At 44.7% G+C, this 23,494-nt stretch carries 20 protein-coding genes and 1 pseudogene; 13 read left to right on the top strand and 8 right to left on the bottom strand.

Features of this window, described 5'->3' with window-relative positions; all coding sequences use genetic code 11:
* Positions 1–72 precede the first annotated feature (72 nt).
* From FTT63_RS00310 to FTT63_RS00300, 3 genes are read right to left on the bottom strand one after another with little or no spacing between them, the layout of a single operon-like run.
* Complete coding sequence (locus FTT63_RS00310) at positions 73–690, bottom strand: OB-fold-containig protein (protein WP_180191863.1); 618 nt, start codon at positions 688–690, stop codon at positions 73–75.
* Positions 691–717: 27 nt separating this feature from the next.
* Complete coding sequence (locus tag FTT63_RS00305) at positions 718–1,026, bottom strand: Rieske (2Fe-2S) protein (protein WP_171065079.1); 309 nt, start codon at positions 1,024–1,026, stop codon at positions 718–720.
* A 14-nt stretch (positions 1,027–1,040) separates the two neighbouring features.
* Positions 1,041–2,045, bottom strand: coding sequence for an adenosine kinase (locus tag FTT63_RS00300; RefSeq protein WP_104471445.1), 1,005 nt, complete (start codon positions 2,043–2,045; stop codon positions 1,041–1,043).
* A 136-nt stretch (positions 2,046–2,181) separates the two neighbouring features.
* Between FTT63_RS00300 and FTT63_RS00295 the strand changes: the two genes are divergently transcribed.
* The 3 genes from FTT63_RS00295 (at position 2,182) to FTT63_RS00285 (ending at position 6,883) form a co-directional block, all read left to right on the top strand.
* Entirely contained in the window at positions 2,182–2,631 is a 450-nt protein-coding gene (locus tag FTT63_RS00295; RefSeq protein WP_005177673.1) for a GNAT family N-acetyltransferase, read from the top strand.
* A gap of 145 nt (positions 2,632–2,776) precedes the next feature.
* Positions 2,777–5,716 (top strand): insulinase family protein, encoded by a 2,940-nt coding sequence (locus tag FTT63_RS00290; RefSeq protein ID WP_127801033.1) that lies wholly within the window; start codon positions 2,777–2,779, stop codon positions 5,714–5,716.
* 21 nt (positions 5,717–5,737) lie between these two features.
* Positions 5,738–6,883 carry a phospholipase A gene (locus FTT63_RS00285; RefSeq protein ID WP_171431932.1) on the top strand — a complete coding sequence of 382 codons (1,146 nt, stop codon included), beginning with the start codon at positions 5,738–5,740 and terminating at the stop codon, positions 6,881–6,883.
* 71 nt (positions 6,884–6,954) lie between these two features.
* Here FTT63_RS00285 and FTT63_RS00280 read toward each other — a convergent pair whose 3' ends face one another.
* The 3 genes from FTT63_RS00280 to ilvA form a co-directional block, all read right to left on the bottom strand.
* Positions 6,955–8,319 (bottom strand): TrkH family potassium uptake protein, encoded by a 1,365-nt coding sequence (locus FTT63_RS00280; RefSeq protein WP_180191862.1) that lies wholly within the window; start codon positions 8,317–8,319, stop codon positions 6,955–6,957.
* Positions 8,320–8,330: 11 nt separating this feature from the next.
* Positions 8,331–8,981, bottom strand: a complete 651-nt coding sequence (locus FTT63_RS00275; protein ID WP_005177682.1) for a TrkA family potassium uptake protein — start codon at positions 8,979–8,981, stop codon at positions 8,331–8,333.
* A 144-nt stretch (positions 8,982–9,125) separates the two neighbouring features.
* Positions 9,126–10,664, bottom strand: coding sequence for a threonine ammonia-lyase, biosynthetic (gene ilvA, locus FTT63_RS00270; RefSeq protein ID WP_005177685.1), 1,539 nt, complete (start codon positions 10,662–10,664; stop codon positions 9,126–9,128).
* Between the two features lie 107 nt (positions 10,665–10,771).
* Between ilvA and rpiA the strand changes: the two genes are divergently transcribed.
* The 9 genes from rpiA (at position 10,772) to FTT63_RS00225 (ending at position 20,301) form a co-directional block, all read left to right on the top strand.
* Positions 10,772–11,443: a ribose-5-phosphate isomerase RpiA gene (rpiA, locus tag FTT63_RS00265; RefSeq protein ID WP_180191861.1), complete on the top strand. Its 672-nt coding sequence runs from the start codon at positions 10,772–10,774 to the stop codon at positions 11,441–11,443.
* Between the two features lie 214 nt (positions 11,444–11,657).
* Positions 11,658–12,338: a M48 family metallopeptidase gene (locus tag FTT63_RS00260; protein WP_180191893.1), complete on the top strand. Its 681-nt coding sequence runs from the start codon at positions 11,658–11,660 to the stop codon at positions 12,336–12,338.
* 455 nt (positions 12,339–12,793) lie between these two features.
* Positions 12,794–14,131: a glycosyltransferase family 2 protein gene (locus FTT63_RS00255; RefSeq protein ID WP_227554658.1), complete on the top strand. Its 1,338-nt coding sequence runs from the start codon at positions 12,794–12,796 to the stop codon at positions 14,129–14,131.
* Positions 14,128–15,081 (top strand): hypothetical protein, encoded by a 954-nt coding sequence (locus tag FTT63_RS00250; RefSeq protein ID WP_218953978.1) that lies wholly within the window; start codon positions 14,128–14,130, stop codon positions 15,079–15,081. Before FTT63_RS00255 ends, FTT63_RS00250 begins: the two co-directional genes overlap by 4 nt.
* A gap of 153 nt (positions 15,082–15,234) precedes the next feature.
* Positions 15,235–16,290: an N-acetyl-gamma-glutamyl-phosphate reductase gene (gene argC / locus FTT63_RS00245; protein ID WP_180191860.1), complete on the top strand. Its 1,056-nt coding sequence runs from the start codon at positions 15,235–15,237 to the stop codon at positions 16,288–16,290.
* A gap of 79 nt (positions 16,291–16,369) precedes the next feature.
* Positions 16,370–17,116, top strand: coding sequence for a DUF6776 family protein (locus FTT63_RS00240; protein ID WP_075167738.1), 747 nt, complete (start codon positions 16,370–16,372; stop codon positions 17,114–17,116).
* Between the two features lie 18 nt (positions 17,117–17,134).
* Positions 17,135–17,551 carry an ATP-dependent Clp protease adapter ClpS gene (gene clpS, locus FTT63_RS00235; RefSeq protein ID WP_035363010.1) on the top strand — a complete coding sequence of 139 codons (417 nt, stop codon included), beginning with the start codon at positions 17,135–17,137 and terminating at the stop codon, positions 17,549–17,551.
* A gap of 9 nt (positions 17,552–17,560) precedes the next feature.
* Positions 17,561–19,837: an ATP-dependent Clp protease ATP-binding subunit ClpA gene (gene clpA, locus FTT63_RS00230; RefSeq protein ID WP_180191859.1), complete on the top strand. Its 2,277-nt coding sequence runs from the start codon at positions 17,561–17,563 to the stop codon at positions 19,835–19,837.
* Between the two features lie 110 nt (positions 19,838–19,947).
* Positions 19,948–20,301: a YnfA family protein gene (locus FTT63_RS00225; protein ID WP_005177718.1), complete on the top strand. Its 354-nt coding sequence runs from the start codon at positions 19,948–19,950 to the stop codon at positions 20,299–20,301.
* Between the two features lie 83 nt (positions 20,302–20,384).
* Here the strand turns inward: FTT63_RS00225 and FTT63_RS00220 are convergent, their stop codons facing one another.
* On the bottom strand, positions 20,385–20,858 hold the full coding sequence (locus FTT63_RS00220; RefSeq protein WP_160241335.1) for a hypothetical protein: 474 nt from the start codon (positions 20,856–20,858) through the stop codon (positions 20,385–20,387).
* A gap of 318 nt (positions 20,859–21,176) precedes the next feature.
* Here FTT63_RS00220 and FTT63_RS00215 point away from each other — a divergent pair.
* A pseudogene (locus tag FTT63_RS00215) lies at positions 21,177–22,469 on the top strand (MFS transporter).
* A gap of 78 nt (positions 22,470–22,547) precedes the next feature.
* Here the strand turns inward: FTT63_RS00215 and argF are convergent.
* Positions 22,548–23,462, bottom strand: coding sequence for an ornithine carbamoyltransferase (gene argF / locus FTT63_RS00210; protein WP_005177730.1), 915 nt, complete (start codon positions 23,460–23,462; stop codon positions 22,548–22,550).
* Positions 23,463–23,494 lie beyond the last annotated feature (32 nt).

Here is a 23,494-nt window from a genome sequence, read left to right as displayed (position 1 = left end):
GCGTTGTAGCTTTACCTTGGACAAAGTAAGGATGTGTATCTGACTCGTGGCTGAAAGATGAGCGAGCTTAAATCAGCTGCTAGTTTCACCATAGAACAGATTGTTCGAAGCGGAAATTTTCTTGGCAATGTAATAGGATTTTTTTTGCCGGATTAAAATGACTTGTGCCTGAAATTCTAATTCACCAAATTCCGGTTCGACCTGCACGTAATGCAGCTGGCCGTATTCATCACGAACCCGGGCCTGAGCCGAAAAACCGGGACGGGCATTGCCACTGGAAATGGTGGCCAGTCGGCCCAGCAAATTGACATGCTGAATGGTTTTTTGCGGTTTAATCACCTGATCCAGACAGTGAATCATAAACACGGTAAAAAACAGGGCAATGATAAGCGCCGGTAAAATCAGATAGTACGATGGAACAAAACTTTGCTGCTGCGAATAGAGCGCAAACTGCAGGAAATAGCCTGCAACACTAAAATTCAGGAGCAGAAATACGAAAATTAGCAGTTTGGAGAATTTGACATTGAGTAAGGGAGAGTCTAGCAGCCGCTGCGGAAAGAGCTGCTTGAATATCGCGCTGGGCTTGAGATTAAAATAACGCCCCACAATTTCCGCCAGGCTGAGCAAGACAAGCGCAATCAGACTTAAATGAAAAGGAATTAAGTCGATGTCTAATACAAACTCAAGCATGGCGTAACCTGCAGATGGGGCTTAAAATTATTCTGTTAAGTAAATTCCGCCATCAGAATGCACGGTAATCTCTACTTTTTCAAGTGCTTGACCTTGGCATGGGCCAGAAATACATTCCCCGGTTTCCACTACAAACAGCGCACCATGAGTCGAACATTCAATAAATTCTTGATCCCGGTCTAAAAACTGGTTTTCCAGAAATTCAAGCTCGACCTGCAAATGCGGGCACAGGTTCTGATAGGCATAGAACATGCCATCACGTTGGGTAATAAAAATGGTATCGCCATCTGGAAGCTCGAACGAGCGTGCTTCACGTTCAGGGATATCTTCGGTCATGCAGATTTTATGCATTAGGCACATTCCTTGTTATAGCTCTGAAGAAGGGTTGCGTACTGTTCAACCTCTAGACGTGGGCCAAATTGTGATACTACTTCACTGGAAATTAAAATGGCCAGCTCGGCAGCGGCTTTAAAGCCAAGGTTGGCATTCAAGGCATACAGGAATGCACCGGCAAAGGCATCACCCGCACCATTGGCATCAATGGCATGCACCTGACGGCCTGCAACGCTAAAGGTATGTTGACCATCAAAAATCATTGCGCCTTGTGCGCTCATTGTAATGACAACGTATTTGCTTTTTTGCTTCAGCTGTTCCAAAGCGGCTTCTGCCGTGTCGGTGCCGGTATACATCATGGCCTCCTGCTGGTTACAGAACAGCAGGTCCACGCCATCATCGAGTAATTCATCTAAACCTTGACGCGCATATTGCACCATTGCCGGGTCAGATAAGGTTAAGGCAATTTGGGTCTGGTGAGCTTTGGCAATTTCGCGCGCCTGTTTTACCGCCTGACGTGCGCTGTCCGAAGTCGATAAATAACCTTCGATATACAGCCATTTCGCGGTTTTTAAGGGTTCAAAATCAATTTGTGCATCGGTGAGTTCTGCAGTAATACCCAAATAGGTATGCATGGTGCGCTCAGAATCCGGGCTGACTAATACCATACAGGTTCCGGTTACGCCTTCACTGACCGATTTTGCGGTGGTGCGAATGCCCGCATCATTCAGGCCATTCAGGTAAATTTCACCCAAGTCATCATTACCTACGCGGCAGGCATAAAAGGCAGAACCGCCCAATGCGCTAAAGGCAACTGTTGTATTTGCAGCCGAACCGCCTGAAGCTTGACCTTTATAGCTTTGCGTTTGCTGTAAGTTGTTGTATAAATTTGCTTGGGTTTCGCCATCGGTCAGCTGCATGGTGCCTTTTTGCAAATTTTGTTGAGTAAGGAAGTCATCAGAGACTTGAAATTCCTGGTCAATGAGTGCATTACCAATTGCAAAGAGGTCAACAGTTGCCATGTCGTTCAATCACATCAAAAAATAAATGCTAAGTTTACACCAATGCTCAGGATTGCTGTAGATTTGTGAATAAAATTCATTTTTTAGACGGTTTTATTCATTGAGGAAAGTTAGTAAAGCAGATCAGGATAGTGAAATGAATATCGAGATAAAAGAAGCGCAAGGATTACCAGAGCAAATTGTAGAGCTTGAAAAACAAGCATCAAAAGAGGGTTTTGCTTTTGTACAGCGTTTAATTGATGAGTATCAGAGTGCCAAGAATCGTTTCGATCAGCCTGGGGAGTTTTTACTTTTTGCTTATGATCAGGACAAGCTGATTGCCTGTGGTGGCCTGAACCAGCAGTGGAATGATCAGGAAGTGGAACAGGGAATTGGCCGGGTGCGCCGTTTCTATGTATTGCCTGAATATCGTAAACATGGCGTGGGCAAGCTGTTATTGCAATACTTAGAGAAAAAGGCACGTCCTCATTTTTCGGCCCTATGTCTGGATACCGAAACCAAATCTGCGGCGCATTTTTACCAGAAGCAGAATTATGTCTATGTCGAAAACCATCCCAATTATAATTATTTTAAATATTTGGTTTAAACGGCAGCATGAGCTTCGGACTGGGGTTTGAAAATTGCCTGGGTTGCAAATTTCTATAATTTTAGTCGGGATTTAAGCGTGAATTATATCAAGAACTAAAGCTATAATGGCTTTAGTTTTTTTATTTTGATGATTAGGAGATCGCATGACTGTAGATGTCACTGAAACCATTTCTCAAACCGTTCATCCTGCGTTTCAGTTGGTACGTCAACACCATGTTGAAGCCTTAGACATTTTAGTGTCTGAATATAAGCATCGGGTTACCGGTGCGGTGCATTATCATTTGGCCACCAATCATGATGAAAATGTATTTCTGGTGGCATTTCGTACCCAGCCCATGGATTCCAAGGGCGAAGCGCATATTCTGGAACATACTGCACTGTGTGGCTCTGAAAAATTCCCGGTACGCGACCCGTTTTTCCTGATGATTCGCCGTTCATTAAACACCTTTATGAACGCCTTTACCGCAGCCGACTGGACGGCCTATCCATTTGCCACCCAAAACCAGAAAGATTTCCAGAACCTGCTGGAGGTGTATCTGGATGCAGCCTTTGCAGCCAACCTGAATCCACTGGATTTTGCCCAGGAAGGGATTCGTATCGAGCTGGAAAATGGCGAGCCGGTATATAAAGGCGTGGTCTTTAATGAAATGAAAGGCGCGATGAGTTCGCCTTCAGATCAGTTGTATCACCAATTGGCGCATCATTTGTTCCCGGAAACCACTTATCATTACAATTCCGGTGGTGACCCGAAAGATATTCCGGACTTAACTTACCAAGAGTTAGTGGATTTCTACAAATCCCATTATCACCCAAGTAATGCGGTATTTATGACTTTTGGTAATCAGTCAGCGTATGACTTGCAAGAACAGTTCCAGAGCTTGGCTTTAGCCAAGTTTGAACAGGGCGAAACCCTGTATTCAAAACCTGAGCGCCGTTTGGCTGCGCCAGTGACCGTAACTGAAAGCTATGCGGTCGATGCTGAAGATTTAAAAGACAAAACTTACCATGTTCTAAGCTGGTTATTGCCAGAAGCCAGTGATATTAAACTGCGTTTGGGCATGCGTCTGGTCGAAGGTGTGTTACTGGAAAACTCGGCTTCACCACTGCGTCATTATTTAGAAACCTGTGGTTATGCGCAATCAACCGGGCCATTTATGGGCGTGGATGATTCCAACTTTGAAATGACTTTCTTCTGTGCCATTCAAGGTTCTAATCCTGAGCATGCAGTAACCTTTAAAGAGGGCGTCTTCAAGGTACTGCAAGAAGTGGCGTCTAAACCGGTCGACAATGATACCGTCAATGCCATTTTACACCAGATCGAGCTGCATCAGCGTGAAATTAACGGCGATGGTATGCCATACGGTTTAAGCCTGATTCTAAACGGCTTGAGCAGCGCGATTCACCATAGTGATCCGGTGCATGTCTGGGATGTTGACAGTGCCATTGAACAGGTTAAAGAAGAACTGAAAGATCCAATGTGGCTGTCTCAGTTGATTCAGCAGCACTTGATTGATAATCCGCATCGCGTCCAAATGACCCTGGTCCCAGATGCCAGCAAATCAGCCAAAGATGCCGAAGCTGAAAAAGCCCGTCTGGCTGAAATTGGTGCGCAGCTGACCGAAGCACAAAAAGCAGAAATTATCGCCCAGACCGAAGCGCTAAAAGTGCGTCAGGATACCCCGGATGATTTAAACCTGCTGCCAAAAGTCGGCCTCGAAGATGTGCCGGCAGAATTGCAAATTGTACAGGGGCAGCTACGTGAGATTATCTGCAACCGCATTGATACACCATTAAACCTGTATCATGCCGGTACCAACGGTATTTATTACCAGCAGGTCTTGGTGCGTATTCCCGATGAGATCGTGAAATCGCCTTATTTTAATCTGCTGTCGATTTTAATGGGTGAAGTCGGTGCCGGTGAATATGATTATCTGGAACTGCAACAGCTGCAAACTGCAGTGAGTGGCGGTCTGGGTATGGGGGCATCCTTACGCTCTAAGGTCGATGACAAAAACCGGATTAGTGCCTGGCTGACCTTAACCACCAAATCACTGGTGAATAATTTTGATGCCATCCGCCTGCTAAAAATTGCCTTTGAGCAACTGCGTTTTGATGAAAAAGACCGGATTATCGAGCTATTACAGCAACGTAAAACGCGCTGGCAGTCCCGGGTATCGGGTGCAGGACATAGCTATGCCATGCAGGCCGCTTCACGTAACCACAGTGCTTTAGCGCTGCGTGACTATCACAATACTGGTCTGGGTGCATTGAACTGGTTAAGCGAGCTGGTCAGCAAAATTGAACAGGATGATGCTGCTTTTGATGCGCTGATGGATGAGCTTAAGCTGATTCACAGTATGTTGCTGCAAGCGCCAAAACAGTTCCTGCTGGTCTGTGAAGAGCCACAATCAGACCGTTTGATTGAAGAAATCCAGACCGTGTGGGACAAGCTGGCAATTGAACTGCACGAGGCAGCTTTAACTCAAGTGCCTGTTGAAAATAACAATGCAGATGAAGCCTGGCTGATTCAGGCCAATGTGCAGTTCTGTGCGGCAGCGTATCCTGCGGTGGAAGTATCGCATCCAGATGCAGCACCATTGATGGTCTTGGCGGCGTATTTGCGCAATGGCTTCCTGCACAGTGCCATCCGTGAAAAAGGCGGCGCCTATGGTGGCGGTGCCAGCTATGATGGCAATGCCTGCTCGTTCCGTTTCTATAGCTACCGTGACCCGCGTCTGGCTGAAACCTTTAAGGATTTTGAGGCCAGTGTGGACTGGTTGCTGAATGCCGAGCAGTTACCGCATCAGCTGGAAGAAGCCATTCTAGGTTTGATTGCCAGTATGGATAAACCAGGCTCTCCAGCCGGTGAAGCAATTACCGCATGTTATGCCTTATTACATGCGCGCACCCCGGCCTTTAGAACCAAACTGCGTGAGCGTTTACTGGCGGTTACTTTAGATGATCTGAAACGTGTGGCCGACGTTTATTTGCGTCAGCAAACCCCGGTGAAATCGGTGGTAGCACCGGTGGCGAAACGTGAAGCGCTGCAGGAGCTGGGTTTCCAGATCAAACAAGTCAATTAAAAAAACAATAGAGGAAGTTCTATGGCGTTCAATCCTGTTGAGCGCACAAGCTGGTCGCTGAGTGTTACTGCACTCAGCGCTTTGTTTGTGACACATGTACAGGCGCTGGAAGCAACGGTGGTCACCATTCCACCGACACCGGAAGCCTGTGTGGCGCTGGAGTCCAATGCCGAGCGTTTAGCCTGTTATGATGCTTTATTCAAGCTGCCGGAAGCGGAAAATGCAGATCTGGTTTCCGAGCGTCAGGCAGCGCAGCAATTGGCCCCTCCACCAGAAACCGTTAAAGAAAAAATTGTGGCCGGGGTGAACAACCTGTTTTCACTGGAAGGTTCACATATTGATCCGAACGTGTCATTGCTGGATAAACGCTGGGAACTGGCACCCGAAAGCAAGCTGGGCACCTGGAATATCCGGGCTTATCAACCGGTGTATCTGATGCCGGGCTTCTGGACCTCCGATAAAAACGAACGTCCATCCAGTCCGAATGAAAACAATACCGTTACTGAAGCGCAGCAGCAGAATCTGACATCAACCGAAGCCAAATTCCAGTTGTCACTAAAAACCAAAGCGGTTGAAAACCTGCTGGGCGATAATGGCGATCTCTGGCTCGGTTATACCCAGTCCTCACGCTGGCAGGTTTATAATGGTGAAGAATCACGCCCATTTCGTGAAACCAATTATGAACCTGAAGCCAGTTTAATGTTCAGAACCAATTATGAGATTCTGGGCTTGAATGGGCGCTTGTTAGGCCTGACCTTGAACCATCAGTCCAATGGCCGTTCCGATCCGCTGTCACGGAGCTGGAACCGGGTCATTTTGAATCTGGGCTTTGAAAAGAACAATTTTGCGCTGATGTTGCGTCCGTGGTATCGCATTGAAGAAGACCGCAGTGATGACAACAACCCGGATATTAAAAACTATATTGGCCGTGGCGATATGCTGGCATTCTACCGCTGGAAAGATCATGATTTCTCGCTGATGTTACGGCATAGCCTAAAAGGTGGAGATGATGCGCATGGCGCTGCCCAGTTTGACTGGGTATTCCCGATTAGCGGCAAATTAAGAGGGCATTTCCAGCTGTTTGATGGCTATGGAGAAAGCCTGATTGATTATAACCACCGCGCGACCTATGTCGGCCTAGGTGTATCGTTAATGAACTGGTTCTAAATTCATGCACCCGCAAAAAGCCACTGTAGACAGTGGCTTTTTTAATTTCAGTTGATAACGGAACTCGCGCATCAACCAATCTGAATATCGGTGGTGGGATGTTGCAGGCGGCTGCGTTTAGGCGTGGCAATTAAATAGGCTAAGGTCAGTGGGCCTAAACGGCCGGCAAACATCAGCAGCATTAAGGCCACCAGACTTAAGGGTTGTAATTCCCCGGTAATCCCGCGAGATAAACCCACGGTACAGGCCGCAGAAACCGCCTCAAACAGCAAGTCCATAAACTCATGTTCAGGTTCCAGCAGCAACAGGCTGAAAATCCCGGCAAAGACTAAAAATGCAGTAATTGACACCACAGCCAAGGCTTTAAAGGTGGTTTTTTCCGGTACCGAATAATTAAACACCCGCACTTCATCGGCGCGTCGTAAAAAGCTGATCACGCTTAATACCACAATAATAAAGGTGCCGACTTTAATGCCACCGGCGGTACTTAAAGAGCCTCCGCCAATAAACATTAGGAACATGGTCAGTAAATTGGAAGCATCACTCATGCTGGCAATATCCAGACTGTTAAAGCCGGAAGAACGGGGTACGGTAGCATGGAACCAGGCATTCCAGGCCTGATCGGTCAGGCTCATGGCGGCCAGCGTCGCAGGGTTACTGGCTTCGAGTAACCAGATGGTGATAAAGGCAAACAGGTTTAAACCCAGAATGGTGGAGAGGATCAGCTTGCTGTTGGCGCTGAGTTTATGCCAGCGCCGGGTTTTTTTAATGTCCATTAGCACCACAAAGCCCACACCGCCAATAATGTAAAGCATGCTGATGGTAAAGGTAATCAGGTACTGGTCGGCAAAGCTCATTAAACTGTTGGGAAATAATGAAAATCCGCCATTATTAAAAGCCGAGACACTATAAAAGGCGGCATAGAAAAAGGCTTCCAGAAAATCGTAATCTTGCAACCAGGCCAGGGTCAGAATAAAGGTGCCGATGCCTTCAAAAAACAGCGAATAGAGTAATACGCCTTTGATGGTAAAGCCTACCGTCGCCAGACTGGTCTGACCAATGGTTTCCTGGGCCATCATCTGCTGTTTTAAGCCAATTTTGGGTGACAGGCTCATGGCAGCCAGAATTGCGAAAGTCATAAAGCCCAGCCCGCCACATTGCAGCAACAGCATAATCACAATCTGGCCAAATACGGTATAGGCCTCGCCGACATTGACCACCGACAAACCGGTAATGGTCACCGCAGAGGTGGCGGTAAATAAAGCCTGTAACCAGCTCAGGTCCCCCTGATGGGCAAAGGGCAGTTTAAGCAATAGAGTGCCGATCACAATAAAGCTTAAAAATCCCAGCGCGAGCAGACTCGGCGGGCTTAAATTGACCGTGGTTGCTGTGCTGGGCTTCGCCGTATTTTTATAGGCAGTCTTATTCTTCGTCATGTGATTCATGGCTATTTAAAATGCTTGGATAAGCGTTTCAGCTGTTCAACCTGGCCTTCGAGCACCAGAATATCGCCTTGCTGCATAATTAACTGCGGATCGAGGCTGAACTGAATCTCGCTGCCGCGTTTATGCAGCAGGGTTTTCACTTCTGGCGCATGACCGATAAACTCATGATAGCGCGTACCGTTTAAGGCTTCAGTGACTTCCACTTTGACAATAAAGTGGTCATCTTCCAGCGCCATATAGCGGCTGACCATCGGATAACTCAGTGACTGGGCAATGCGGACACCCATATCTTCTTCCGGATGAATAATTTTGCTGACCTGCAGATGGGTCAGAATCATGTGGTGGGCTTTGGACTTGGCTTTGACATAAATTTTTTCCAGCCCCATATTTTTCAGATGCAGCACACATAAAATACTGGCTTCAATATCTTCACCAATGGCCACCACCACCGCATCACAGTTCTGAATATTCAGCTCCTGTAGCACGTGTTCGTCGGTAGCATCGGCAATCACGGCGTGGGTAATTTCCTCGGCAATATTTTCCACATATTTTTTATTAATATCGATGCCAATCACATCATGTTTCAGGCTGACCAGTTGCGTGGCAACGGTGGCACCAAAACTGCCTAAGCCAATGACTGCAAATTGCGCCATAGTGTGTTCCTAATTACATTTTTATGGTTAGCGTGAATATAAATTTATTTTAAAGATCAGGTGGATATTTACATCATTTTTCTTAGGGTGTTTGTGTAAACCAATAAAAAACCGCCAGCAAATGGCGGTTTTTTAAACTGGATTTTATTTCAGGAAGCGCTGATAACCTAAGTTATTGCTAATTTCCGCATATGGATAGCTAATGCTTTCCAGGGTTTCAATCAGCCCGTCCGGGTTCTGTTTGGCATCGCTGGCTTCCAGACCCACCAGCACACGGCCTTCGGCGGCGCCGTGGTTACGGTAATGGAACAGGGTGATGTTATGGGTCGGGCCTAAACGCTCCAGGAAGGTCAGCAGGGCGCCTGGACGCTCCGGAAATTCCACCCGGAACAGACGTTCATTTTCAATATCGGCATGACCGCCAATTAAATAGCGGATGTGCAGTTTGGCCACTTCATCATCGGACAGATCATCAACATCATATTGCACTTTCAAGGCCTCAAAGATGTCATGACGTTCTTTTTCACCGCCTTTCAAGCTAATGCCGACAAAGACCTGTGCGGCCGATGCATCACTGGCACGATAGTTAAACTCGGTAATATTACGGCCTTGCAGGGCGCGGCAGAAGTTCAGGAAGGAACCTTTCTGCTCTGGAATGGTGACTGCAAAAATCGCTTCTTTGCGCTCACCGAGTTCAGTGCGCTCGGCGATATAACGCAGGCGGTCAAAGTTCATGTTCGCGCCGCAAACAATCGACACGATATTTTTGCCAATCAGCTCATGCTGCTCGACATATTTTTTGATGCCGGCCAAGGCCATAGCACCTGATGGTTCTACAATACTGCGGTTTTCATCAAAAGTATCTTTAATTGCAGCGCAGATTTCATCGGTATTCACCAGCACCACATCCGGTTCGACAATCGGGCCAGAGTTGTCTGATTTTTGCAGACGAATCACATCAAAGGGTTTTTCACCAATCTGTGCCACGGCGGTCCCATCGGCAAACAGACCGACCGAAGGCAGAACAATACGTTCACCAGCTTCTAAGGCTGCTTTCAGACAGGCCGATTCATCATATTCCACTGGAATGACTTTGACGTGCGGAGCGACATCACCCAAGTACGCTGCTACACCGGCAATCAGGCCACCGCCACCTACGGCAACAAAGACATAATCGACATCGCGCCATTGGCGTAAAATTTCATTGGCGATGGTGCCTTGGCCGGCCATGACCAGTTCATCATCATAGGGTGGAATGAAGGTCATGCCATCATCCTGGGCACGCTGAATGGCATATTTGTTGGCTACATCAAACGAATCGCCGTGTAGTACTACTTCGCCACCTAAACGTTTTACCGCCTGTACTTTAATATCTGGCGTGGTTTTAGGCATCACGATAATGGCACGAATCCCCAGTTTTTTTCCTGAAAGAGCCACGCCTTGAGCATGGTTGCCGGCTGAAGCTGTGATCACGCCACGTTCTAACTGCGCTTTAGGTAGTTGGCTAATACGGTTATAGGCACCGCGTAGTTTGAAAGAAAAGACCGGTTGTAAATCTTCCCGCTTGAAGCGGATGTTGTTATTCAGTCGTTCACTAATTCGTGGCGCTGCTTCGAGTGGGGTTTCGATTGCAACATCGTAGACTGTTGCTTGTAAAATTTGTCGAACCAAACGAGACAGCATGTTAATCTTCCATCTAACAGTTTAAAATAGGGGTTTATTGTAACAAACCCCTGTACATTTGGGCTGTAAAATCAGCATCAAATGTCAAAAAATAGTTGAGCGAAGTCATGAGTCTGTATGCAACCCAAGATGAGAAGAAACAAGCTGCGGCAAAAGCAGCCTTAAAACATTTGCCTAAAGGCGGGATTCTGGGTGTAGGCACAGGCAGTACCGTTAATTTCCTCATCGATTTATTGCCTGAATTGCAATTGGAAGCGGCTGTGGCCAGTTCTGAAGCAACAGCAGAGCGCCTGAAAAAACTGGGCATTGAAGTCGTGGATATGAACAGCGTGGGCGGTTTAGATGCTTATGTCGATGGCGCAGATGAAATTGACCGTCATATGCACATGATTAAAGGTGGCGGCGCGGCATTAACCCGTGAAAAAATTGTCGCGTCGATTGCGAAAAAATTTGTTTGTATCGTTGATGATTCAAAATGGGTTGAACAGTTGGGCCGTGAATTCCCGCTACCGGTTGAAGTAATTCCAATGGCACGTTCTGCCGTGGCACGCAAGCTGGTCGCACTTGGGGGTGATCCGGCGTACCGTGAAGGTGTGGTAACCGATAACGGCAATGTGATTTTAGATGTTTATAACCTGAATATCTTAAATGCACTGGAACTGGAAAAAACCATCAATGATATTCCGGGTGTGGTGTGTAACGGTATTTTTGCGATTAATAAAGCCAATATTGCGATTGTTGCAACCAATAACGGTATTGAAGAGCGTACCGCAGTTTAAGGCATATAAATTTATATAAACCGTTATGTAAATTGAGTTTTGATTTATATTTTTCTCTAATGAAAGTTTCCTTTTCTTTGTAAGGAAAGGGAACTTTTCAATATTCATTTTACGACAAACATTTTACAACCAAGACCGAATCTTTATAAATCATCAAAATCACTGAGAGTAGAGTATTTGCTTGAGTAAAGATAATTCAAATACTAATAAAAATATGATTTCCAGCTTACCTGAAATTCAAATCACACCACATGCAAGAGCAACACGTTTACGTTTACGTGTCGAACCGCATCAAATTCGTTTAACTGTGCCAAAGCATTGTACCCAGCGACAAATTCAGGATTTCTTGCAGCAATCTGAACAGTGGATGATAGATGCTTGGCATAAACAGCAGGCACAGCAAGGATTTGTACAGCGTGAATTACCAAATCAGTTGGCACTTTTTAATTTAGATGAGCCTTTAAATATCTACTATCAAACACAACAACAGAGTTTTATTTTAGATTTAAAAAAGCATTGCCTTTGGGTCAGTGACCGTCAACCTGCAGCATATTTAAAAGCCTTTGTTATTGCTTATGCCAAAGAGTATTTACCAATTTATTTAAAGCAAGTGAGCAGAGAAACAGGCTTGAAATATGGTGATTGCTCAATTCGTAAGCCCAAAACTCGCTGGGGGAGCTGTTCTGCTAAACATGACATTATGCTTAATAGTGGTTTGGTGCTTTTTCCACAGGAAATCACACGCTACGTGGCGGTACATGAGTTAGCGCATACCAAGCATTTTGATCATAGTCCCAACTTTTGGGCAGAAGTTCAAAAACATGATGTTGATTTCCAGCAGCATCGGAAAATTTTAAAAAGTACACCGATGCCGTGGTGGTGGAATATTGTATGAGGTTTATTCTTTATTTAAAAAATAATGCAAAATGCGGTAGCTTTTGATTAAGACAAAAGTTATTTACATAAGTATTGAAAAGAAGAAATATACAACTGAAAAGGGTTCTGCACGATATAATTTGTACTGAAAGATAATTAATAGGACTTACGCCGATGATGTAAAGCATATTGGTGTGGTTAATATTGAAAATGTTTTTTATTAAATGTAACTAAGTATTACATTCCAAATAAAAATATCTATTGTCTTGCTCTTGCTACTTTACGAAATCTTTACTTCCGCGTAAGTGTAGAAACTGGATATGATTATTTTCTTACGGCAATAATTAGAGTATTTACTCAACTATTTTTGTTGAGATAAATACAAGTAATTTAAAAAAAGTTAAGTAAGTCACATTTTAATGTTGCTTTGTGAAACCTTGTTGATATTATGTGTTTGGGTTGGGGCGTGTGTATATGGTTACTCATGATCGTAGCAGTCTTGCTAAACAGTTTTATATTTCTGTACGTGTTAAATTTGTGATCGCTTTCATTGGAGCCTGTCTGTGGACATGGTTTTCTTTATGGATGGCTGAAAATTGGATACGTGATTTGAGCCAATTGATTGGGTCAGTTGCAGCGATATTCTTTATTTATGGTATTGCGATTATTCCTGGATTTATGAATTCCTTTGCTGCTTTGAGCTTGTTGATGGATAAAAGGCCTAAACGACAAATTTTAGATGTATATCCGAATATTACAATTCTCATAGCTGCATACAATGAAGAACTTTCTATTCTAGACACGCTTAAGAGTGTAGATAGACAGAATTATCTGGGTGGACTGCAAGTCATTGTGATCAATGACGGTTCTAAAGATCGTACTGCACAACTGGTCAAACAGGCTGAAGCTCAGTATTCATGGCTGACTTTATTGGATTTAACCCAAAATGCAGGTAAGGCTCATGCCTTAAATGAGGGTTTGAAATTAGCCAAACATGATTTGGTGCTTACTGTTGATGCAGACTCCTACTTACACCATTTTGCTTTGCAATGCATTGTGGAGCGCTATGTTGCAGATCCCCCGAATACACGCGCCGTTGCAGGTAAAATTTTGGTTCGAAATTCACGTCATAATTTACTGACAAAAACGCAAGAGTGGGATTATTTTTTGGGGATTGCTGCGACAAAACGCTTGCAGTCTTTATATCAAGGTACGCTGGTGGCTCAAGGCGCATTTTCAATTTATGATCGTAATGCACTGGTTGAAGTGGGTGGTTGGCCTGAATGTGTAGGTGAGGACATTGTACTTACTTGGGCATTGCTCAGAGCAGGTTACCGTATTGGACATTCGGAGGATGCCTGTGTATTTACCAATGCGCCTACGGAACTCAACGTGTTTGTTAAACAACGTCAGCGTTGGGCACGTGGCATGATGGAGGCTTTTATTAAGCATCCAGGTATTTTGATTAAGCCGCGGTTATCTACATTCTTTATTTATTGGAATGTGCTGTTTCCATGGTTAGACATTGCCTTTACCTTTGGTTTTATTCCTGGAATTATTTTGGCATGTTTTGGTCATTTTTGGATAGTTGGTCCAATGACTTTGGCACTCTTACCTATGGCTTTTTTGTTGGGTTTTCTCAACTACAGTATTGAAAAACGTATGTTTAAAGCTATGGATCTTAAAATACGTAAAAACCTAACGGGTTTCTTTATTTATGTTTTGGCTTATAGTTTCTTGTTGCAACCAGCAAGCATTTTAGGCTACTTGGATGAAATTTTGAAAACACGTAAAAAATGGGGTACTAAATGAAATCTAGTAATATGAATTTTGGTTTCTCATTATGCTTTTTTTGCTTACTTTCAACCCATGTGCAGTCGGGTGAGTCGTCAGCAACACAACCCTTAGACTTGGCTGCAGGCATGGAGTTTTTCATTAGCCATGATAGTGAAGGTTTTGAAACAAAAAAAATATCAGCTGAAGTTTTTCCTCAATACAACAATGCAAATGATTATTTAGGCGCACGTTTTAGTGCTTATAACTATAAAATTGATGATTGGCAGAGTGATGCTTACAAAGTATCAATTATTGCTAAAAATGTAGAAGCTGCAACTGCAAATGGATGGACGCTTGAAGCTGGGGTCTTTGAACAAAATGACCATACCTTAGCCACCTTTGATGGTAGCTATCGTCAACCATTAACTAAAAGTACCGCAGTAGAATTATTTGCAAATCGTGATTGGGTCGAAACACGTCCAGCTTTAGAGCAAGGTATACATTTTACTTATTTGGGTGGCGCAGTTGATCAGCAAATAGGGCCACATGTTACTTTAGTTGGTTTGGCAGCAACGCAGCTATTTTCAGATGATAATCGCCGTGATCATGGTCGCTTAAAATTAATCTACCAGCCATCCTTAGAATATGGCTTAACATTGCAGGCGCGATACCGTATATATCAAAGTGATGCGGATGATGTTGCAGGGTTGTATTTTAATCCTAAAGACTATGAAGAAAGTATGTTAGCTCTGGGGTGGCGTAAAAGATACAATGGTTGGACGACTGGGATTACACTCGGTTATGGACGAGAAAAAGTGGCTGATGCACCGAGCCAATCAACAGAATTACTAGAACTGAACATACAGAGTCCAATTCATCAAAACCAATTTGTGCGCTTAAATGCGGGTTATAGTAACAGTGCTTCATATTATGGTGCCGACTATAGCTATCATTATTTAATGGGCGAATGGGTGCTTAAATTTTAGTAAATTACTATGTATTAAAATCAGATCCTAGCTTGAATATTTTATGATAAAGAAAATACTAATTTCAACTAATAACTAAGCAAAACAGTTTAGAAAACTAAAACTTCCTGTCATACTATAGTGTTAGCTTAAACATGCTTTTGAATTGAGGTAATGCACGTGATTTCAGTTGGTATTGTCGGTGGTACAGGTTATACAGGCGTTGAATTATTGCGTCTTTTGCTACGACACCCAAATGTAAAAGTAAATGTATTGACTTCACGTACAGAAGCGGGTCGTCGTGTCGATGATATGTTCCCAAGTCTGCGTGGTCATACCGATTTATGCTATTCAGATTTAAATATTGAAGATTTAAAACAGTGTGATGTGGTGTTCTTTGCCACGCCGCACGGTGTTGCCATGAAACACGCGGCCGATCTGGTTGCGGCCAATACCAAAGTCATTGATCTGGCGGCAGATTTCCGTTTACAGGATTTGGCCCAATTCGAAAAATGGTACGGCATGGAACATGCCTGCCCAGAGATTCTTAAAGATTCAGTCTATGGTTTATCTGAACTGAACCGTGAGCAGATCAAAACTGCACAGGTGATTGGCAACCCGGGCTGTTATCCAACTACCGTGCAATTAGGTTTGGCACCATTATTAAAATCTGCTGAAACCTTGATTAAACCTGAAAGTATTATTATTGATGCCAAATCGGGCGTATCCGGCGCCGGCCGTAAAGCCAGCCTGGGCATGATTTACTCTGAAAATGCCGATAACTTCAAGGCTTATGGGGTGGCAGGTCACCGTCATCATCCGGAAATTGTGGAAGCATTGGAAAATATTTCTGGTCAAAAAGATGTGTTTAACCACATTGTGTTTGTACCGCATTTAGTGCCGATGATTCGTGGCATGCTCAGCACCATGTATATTGACCTGACCGATGCAGGGGATGCGACAGATGTACAGGCGCTATATGAACAGTTTTATGCGCAAGAGCAGTTTGTAGATGTAATGCCAGCAGGCAGCTCACCTGAAACGCGTTCAGTACGCGGCGCGAACCAGTTACGTATTGCGCTGTACAAGCCGCAACCGAAGAAACTGGTGGTGCTGGTGGCACAGGACAATCTGGTGAAAGGGGCAGCCGGTCAGGCGGTACAAAACATGAACCTGATGTTTGGCTTTGCAGAGCAGGCTGGCCTAGAGGTGATTGGTCTATTACCATAAGAAACGCTTTTCGACTTCACACACATTTAGATTTCGATTTAAATGTGTGGTTTGAATGCAATCAAAACAAGAGATGACGATGCAGAATACGGATACCAATACCACGTCACAACCGACGCCACCGAAAAAACCTTTTATGCAAAGCAATTTACCTCTCGTACTCGGTGCAGCTGTATTAATGTTAGGCAGCGGCTTTTTGGGCTATTCGGTGGGGCATCGTCAGGGTTTGACTGTGGTCGGTTATGATGCCGATGCAGAGCAGCTGGTTGAAGTCGTACAGGAACAGAAAGTTCGTCTGGAAAGCCTGAATAAAACCCTGAATGCAGCGGTTCAGGAGCGTGATGTAGCGGTCAGCAATGCCAATGACCTGTATGCGGCCCTGAATCAGGCACGTAATGATAAAATCCAGGCCGATGGCATGGGCAATTTATACCGTGAAGTGCTGCGTGATCGGGGTGGTTTAAGTCTGACCATCCAGAATATTGGGATTAAACCTTTACCCGATAATGCCTATGAATATCAGCTCGATCTGGTGCAGATCAGCCCGAATAAGCGCCGTGCTTCAGGCAATGTTGAACTACGTCTGATTCAGGGCACCGAGGTGCTGGTGGTGCCCATGGAAGACAATAATTTCAATTTTGATAATTATGAGCGCCTGACCGGCCGCTGGACCATGCCAAAAGGCTTTAGTCCGCAATTTATTGAAGTGCGTTTAACTGGTAGTACACCTGTGACCAAACGATTCAGCTGGGCACGTGGAAAAGCCACGGAAGCGCCTTCTGCCTTTATCTCTGAAATACCGCAAGCAGAAGCCACTGCGCAATAACTGTGAAATAAATCTCTTATGCGAAGTAACAAACGACCAATTTGTTTAAACGAAATCAAACAGTCTTTTCAGCAGTCCGGCATGGTGGACTGGCATTTTAATCCGCGTTTAAGTACGGATGAGCCGAATGAGCATGAGGACGGAGACATTGCTGTACAGACGGCGCCGCCTGAATTAAAGCGTCCACCGTTATACGCTGTCGTTTTATTGAACGATGACTATACCCCAATGGACTTTGTAATTGAAATTTTACAACAATACTTTGCAATGAATCTTGACCAAGCGACTCAAGTAATGCTAACTGTACATTACGAAGGAAAAGGTATTGCAGGGGTTTATCCGCGAGACATCGCAGAGACCAAAGCAAACCAAGTCAATAATTACGCTCGATCTCAAGGTCATCCATTACTTTGTCAGATTGAGCCTAAAAACTAAGGGGGTTACATGCTCAGTCGTCAATTAGAAGTATCATTACGTTTGGCTGTTAGCATGGCTCGTCAAAAGAGACATGAGTTTCTGACGGTAGAACATTTATTATTGGCTTTGCTCGACAATGATTCTGCAGTAAATGCGCTAAAAGCATGCGGGGCAGATATTATTGTGCTGCGCAAAGAACTTGAAGAATATGTAGAACAGCATACCCCTAAACTCGGTGAAAACAGCGATCAGGCGCCGCATCCAACGGAAAGCTTTGACCGTATTTTGCAACGAGCAATTTTCCATGTGCAATCCAGTGGTGGTGATCGCACAGTCGAAGGCGCAGATATTCTGGTTGCGATGTATTCGGAACGGGATTCTTTTGCCGTATATCTATTAAAACGCCATCAAATTAACCGTTTAACCTTAACCCAGTATCTTTCTCACGGTACGCGCAAAGAAGAATCGCAAGCCGAAGAAGAAATTGAAGAACTCGATGGGGAAAGCGCAACTTCGGCTAATAGCGGTCCGCTGGAGCTATATACCACCAACCTCAACAATGAAGCGGTGAAGGGCAAAACTGACCCACTGATTGGCCGTGAAAAAGAAATTGAACGCGCCGCGCAAATCTTATGTCGCCGTCGCAAAAACAACCCGCTGCTGGTCGGTGATCCGGGGGTTGGTAAAACCTCAATTGCCGAAGGTCTGGCCTGGTTAATCGTGAATGGTAAAGCGCCAAAACCACTGCTCAATTCAGAAATTTACAGTCTGGATATTGGTGCCTTGGTGGCCGGAACCAAATACCGCGGTGATTTTGAAAAACGCCTGAAACAGCTGTTAAATGCGTTAAAGAAAAAGCCGGAAGCGATTTTATTTATTGATGAAATCCACATGATTATTGGTGCCGGTTCCAGCATGGGCAGCACCATGGATGCCTCGAACCTGATTAAACCGGCGCTAGCCAATGGCACTTTGCGTTGTATCGGTTCGACCACGTTCCAGGAATATCGTCAGGTCTTTGAGAAAGATCATGCCTTGTCGCGTCGTTTCCAGAAAATTGATGTCAATGAGCCATCAATTCCTGAAACCATTGATATTTTACGTGGCCTGAAATCAAAATTTGAAGATTTCCACCATGTCCAATATGATGATAAAGCACTGGTTTCTGCGGTTGAGTTGTCATCTAAATACATTAATGACCGTTTCTTGCCAGACAAGGCCATTGACGTGATTGATGAAGCCGGTGCACAGCGCCGTCTGAAAGATGAGCAGGAAGATCGTCTGATTACCGTGGAAAATATCGAAGATATTGTGGCGAAAATTGCCCGTATTCCACCGAAAACGGTGTCTAAAGATGACAAGACTGTGCTTGAGCATCTGGAGCGTGATCTGAAACGTGTGGTATTCGGGCAGGATGAAGCGATTGAAGCGTTAGCATCTGCCATTAAACTGTCGCGTGCCGGTTTGAAATCGCCTGATAAGCCAGTGGGTAGCTTTGTATTTGCCGGCCCGACCGGGGTGGGTAAAACTGAAGTTACCAAGCAGCTGGCCAAATTGCTGGGTGTCGAGCTGGTCCGTTTTGATATGTCGGAGTACATGGAACGCCACGCGGTGTCCCGTTTAATTGGTGCGCCGCCGGGCTATGTCGGTTTTGATCAGGGTGGTTTGCTCACTGATGCGATCCATAAAAATCCGCATTGTGTGCTGCTACTCGATGAAATTGAAAAAGCCCATCCGGATGTGTTTAACCTGTTGCTGCAGATTATGGATCATGGCTCATTGACCGATAATAATGGACGTAAGTCAGACTTCCGTAATGTGGTGCTGGTACTGACCACCAATATTGGTGCAGAAAGTATTTCTCGCGTCAGCATTGGCTTTATGGAACAGGACAATAGCAATGACAACCAGGAAGCAATGAAAAAAGCCTTCTCGCCTGAATTCCGTAACCGTCTGGACAGCGTGATTCAGTTTAAAGCCTTGCCGACCAGCGTGATTGAAAGCGTGGTCGACAAGTTCCTGACTGAACTGCAAGCTCAGCTGGATGAGAAAAAAGTCATTCTTGAAGTAGATCAGGATGCACGTGAGTGGATGGCTGAACATGGCTATGACCGTTTAATGGGTGCACGCCCAATGCAGCGTTTAATTCAGGAACACCTGAAGAAACCACTGGCAGAGATGATCCTATTTGGTGAGCTGGCTGAACACGGCGGCAATGTAGCTGTATCGGTCAAGAAAGAAAACGGTAAAGCCACCGGTTTGAAACTTGAAGTATTTGAAGATCAAACCGCTGAACCGGCTTAATCCTGTACTTGAATATGAAAGCCCGTGTATGCACGGGCTTTTGTTTGTTTAAGGTTTATCTTTTTACCTTTCTATTGGAAAGCTGCGCGTCACTTGTATTGTGAGTTTTTATGGATTTTTCTATCACTAAAATTCTGACCACGGTTTGTCTGTTCTTGGTGACGGCGGTGGCGGAAATTTTGGGCTGTTACTTTCCTTATTTAATTTTGAATCAGGGGAAATCACATTGGCTCTGGTTGCCTACGGTATTGGCTCTAGCGGTATTTGTCTGGCTGTTAACCTTGCATCCGGCAGCATCAGGGCGAATTTACGCCGCTTATGGTGGAATTTACATTTTTACCGCGCTGATGTGGCTGAAATTTGTCGATCAAGTCAGTTTAAGTCGTTGGGATCTGCTGGGTGGTCTGGTGGTGATGTGCGGCGCGCTGATTATTATTTTGCAGCCACAAGGACTGGTGCGTTAATTTTTCTATTGTCATTGTGGGCTGAAAATGGGAATTTACTGCGGCAGGATTTACTACCGCAGTTAGTGATTAATCGGGTTGGTTTAGAATTTACATTCCGAATTTTTTAGCTGTAACTGATACTGCTGCTGCGCCGAGCTTAACTGCAGCTCAATCCGGTAGGGATTGACGCGTTGGAACTGATGCTCAAAAATCATCTCGCAATTTTGCAGTAAATTCTTTTTCATGATTTTTTTCACTTCGCTATGGCCAACATCCTGAGCAAACTGCTCGAAATCCGGGCTGCTAATCAAACCTTTCACTTCAACTCGGTCTGCAAATAGCTGCATCTGTTCAATAATCGTATTCTGATCGACCTGATACGGCAGGGTGCGTGAATCTTCCACACTAATAATATTCAGAATTTCATTAAGTCCGGTCGTATTCTTGATTTTGTACTCGGCATCAATGATCTGTTTTTGTTGCAGATACTGGTCCAGTTCACTGGCATGGCTGGTGAATGAAAGGGCACTGAGTCCGAGGGCTAAAACTGTCGACAAATAGATTTTATTGTTCATTCGAGTCACACATTATGAGCTGTATTTTAGACATTTATATCAACATGAATAGGGCGGATAAGCAACCACCCGATCTGGCTTCATCTTTATAAATATAAGGAATATATAATCTATTTATCTGTAAATTCTTGTTTTTAAATACTTTTTAACTAAAAAATTGATTAAAAATTACATTTTGTTTTTGTGTGAAGTTTCCACTAAAAGTTATATTAGCAACGCGCTTATGCTGTATCTAAGCAAAAATATCTCCTTATGTGGCAAGAGCTTATCGCCTCTACATGAGAAATTTCAATAAATTAAAAATGAGGAAGATAAACCTTGAGCCAAGCTGATACCAAACAGGAAAAAGCCAGTCGAATTAAGGGAATTATCGGGGCGGCCTCGGGCAACCTCGTCGAATGGTTCGATTTCTATATCTATGCTGTATTTGCGGTTTACTTTACCCAAGCGCTGACTGCACCGAACATGGATAGTTCTACCTAGGCCATTTATGTCTGGGGGGTATTTGCGGCAAGCTTCTTTATGCGTCCGATTGGCAGCTGGCTGTTTGGACGTATTGCCGATAAACATGGCCGTAAAAAGTCCATGGTGATTTCCATCTGCCTGATGGCCTTCAGTTCCTTTCTGTTTGCTGCATTGCCGACTTATGAGCAAGTCGGGATGGCGGCACCGTTCCTGCTGTTGCTGGTGCGTTTGTTACAAGGCTTGTCGGTTGGCGGGGAATATGGTGCGGTTGCCACCTATATGAGTGAGCTGGGTTTAAAAGGTCAGCGCGGCTTTTTTTCCTCGTTCTAATATGTGACTTTAACCGGCGGACAGTTACTGGCCAGCTTGCTGGGTGTAATTTTCCTGAGTTTTATGACCGAGCAGCAGTTACAGGATGGCGGCTGGCGTATTCCGTTTGTGATTGGTGGTCTGGCTGCCATTGCCTCACTGCTGGCACGAAGCCGTCTGGAAGAAACGTTGTCACATGAAGACAGCGATAAAGAAGAGTCGGGCAGCTTAAAAGAGCTGTTTAAAAATCACTGGAAAACTTTCTTGCTGGTGGTGGGCTATACCTCGGCGGGTTCACTTAGTTTCTATGTGATTACGGTTTATTCCAAAACCTATCTGACCAATATCGGCATTGATTCGCAGACGGTCGGGCTAATCATGACGGGCTGTATTTTTATTCTGATGGTGGCGCAGCCATTCTTCGGGATTTTATCAGACAGGATTGGTCGCAGAAATTCGATGCTGCTGTTTAGTGGTCTGATGGCGATTGCCATTTATCCTGTTATGGCAATCGGGATGCGTGCCTTTAGTGATTCACCCATGATGGTGGCCTTGCTGTTGATTTTCCTGATGATGCTGTTAAGTATGTATACCTCGATCAGTGGAATTGTAAAAGCGGAAATGTTCCCACCGCATGTGTGTGCACTCGGTGTTGGTTTCTCTTATGCGGTTGGTAATGCAGTATTTGGCGGCTCAGCCCCTTCAGTGGCTTTACAGTTTAAATCAGCCGGTATTGAAAACAGTTTCTTTATCTATGTGATTGTGATGCTGGTGATCTGTTTCTTCTATAGTCTGCAAATTCCTCGTGAAGCGCGCTATTTAAAAGATGATCATTAATCCGGATTTCATGACTTGATCAAAACGAAAAAAGCACCGGGAATGAACGGTGCTTTTTTATCTTGATGCGGTTAGCAATTATTTTAAATGCTCGTTGATCAGGAATTCCATTAGGGCTTTTTGTGCGTGTAGACGGTTTTCCGCTTCATCCCAAACCACAGAATTTTTATGATCCAGCATATTTTCTGAAATTTCTTCACCGCGGTGTGCAGGCAGGCAGTGCATGAACAGACAATCTGGATGCGCTAGATCCATGAGGCGTTCATTAACCTGATAGTTGGCAAATGCCTGTTCACGGATTTTCTGTTCTTCTTCTTGACCCATGCTGGCCCACACGTCGGTCACGATTAAATCGGCATTGACTGCGGCATCTTCAGCAGAATCGACCAGTTCAACACAGTGAGCAAATTCAGACAGGAATTTTTCTTGTGGCTCATAACCTTTAGGTGCAGCCACTTTCAGCTTGAAGCCCCACATGTGTGCCGCTTCAATATACGAGTTACACATGTTGTTGCCATCACCAATCCAGGCCACGGTTTTGCCTTCGATTGGACCGCGATGCTCAAGGAAGGTTTGCATATCGGCCAGTAATTGACATGGATGATGATCGTCAGTTAAGGCATTAATCACCGGCACTTTGGAATAAGAAGCAAAACGCTCCACAATGTCATGTCCAAAGGTGCGAATCATGACAATATCCAGCATGCTTGAAATCACGCGTGCTGAATCTTCAATAGGCTCACCACGACCTAACTGGGTGTCGCGTGGAGATAAGAAAATTGCGCTACCACCAAACTGATTCATACCAGCTTCAAACGATACACGGGTACGGGTACTCGACTTCTCAAAAATCATGCCCAAAACTTTACCAATAAAAGGTTGGAAAACTTCATGCTGATGCTGCTTGCGTTTAAGTTCAATTGCGCGTTGCAAAATCTGGTTAAGTTCTAAAGTCGACAGGTCGCGTAAAGTGAGAAAGTGACGTAGAGCCATTCGTTACTCCACAATAATTGCTGAAATTGAAA

The organism is Acinetobacter sp. C15, from assembly GCF_013420645.1.
In the GTDB taxonomy this organism is placed as follows: Bacteria; Pseudomonadota; Gammaproteobacteria; order Pseudomonadales; family Moraxellaceae; genus Acinetobacter; species Acinetobacter indicus.
Note: the sequence above shows the minus strand (reverse complement) of the source record. Positions and strands in the feature narration are given on the sequence as shown.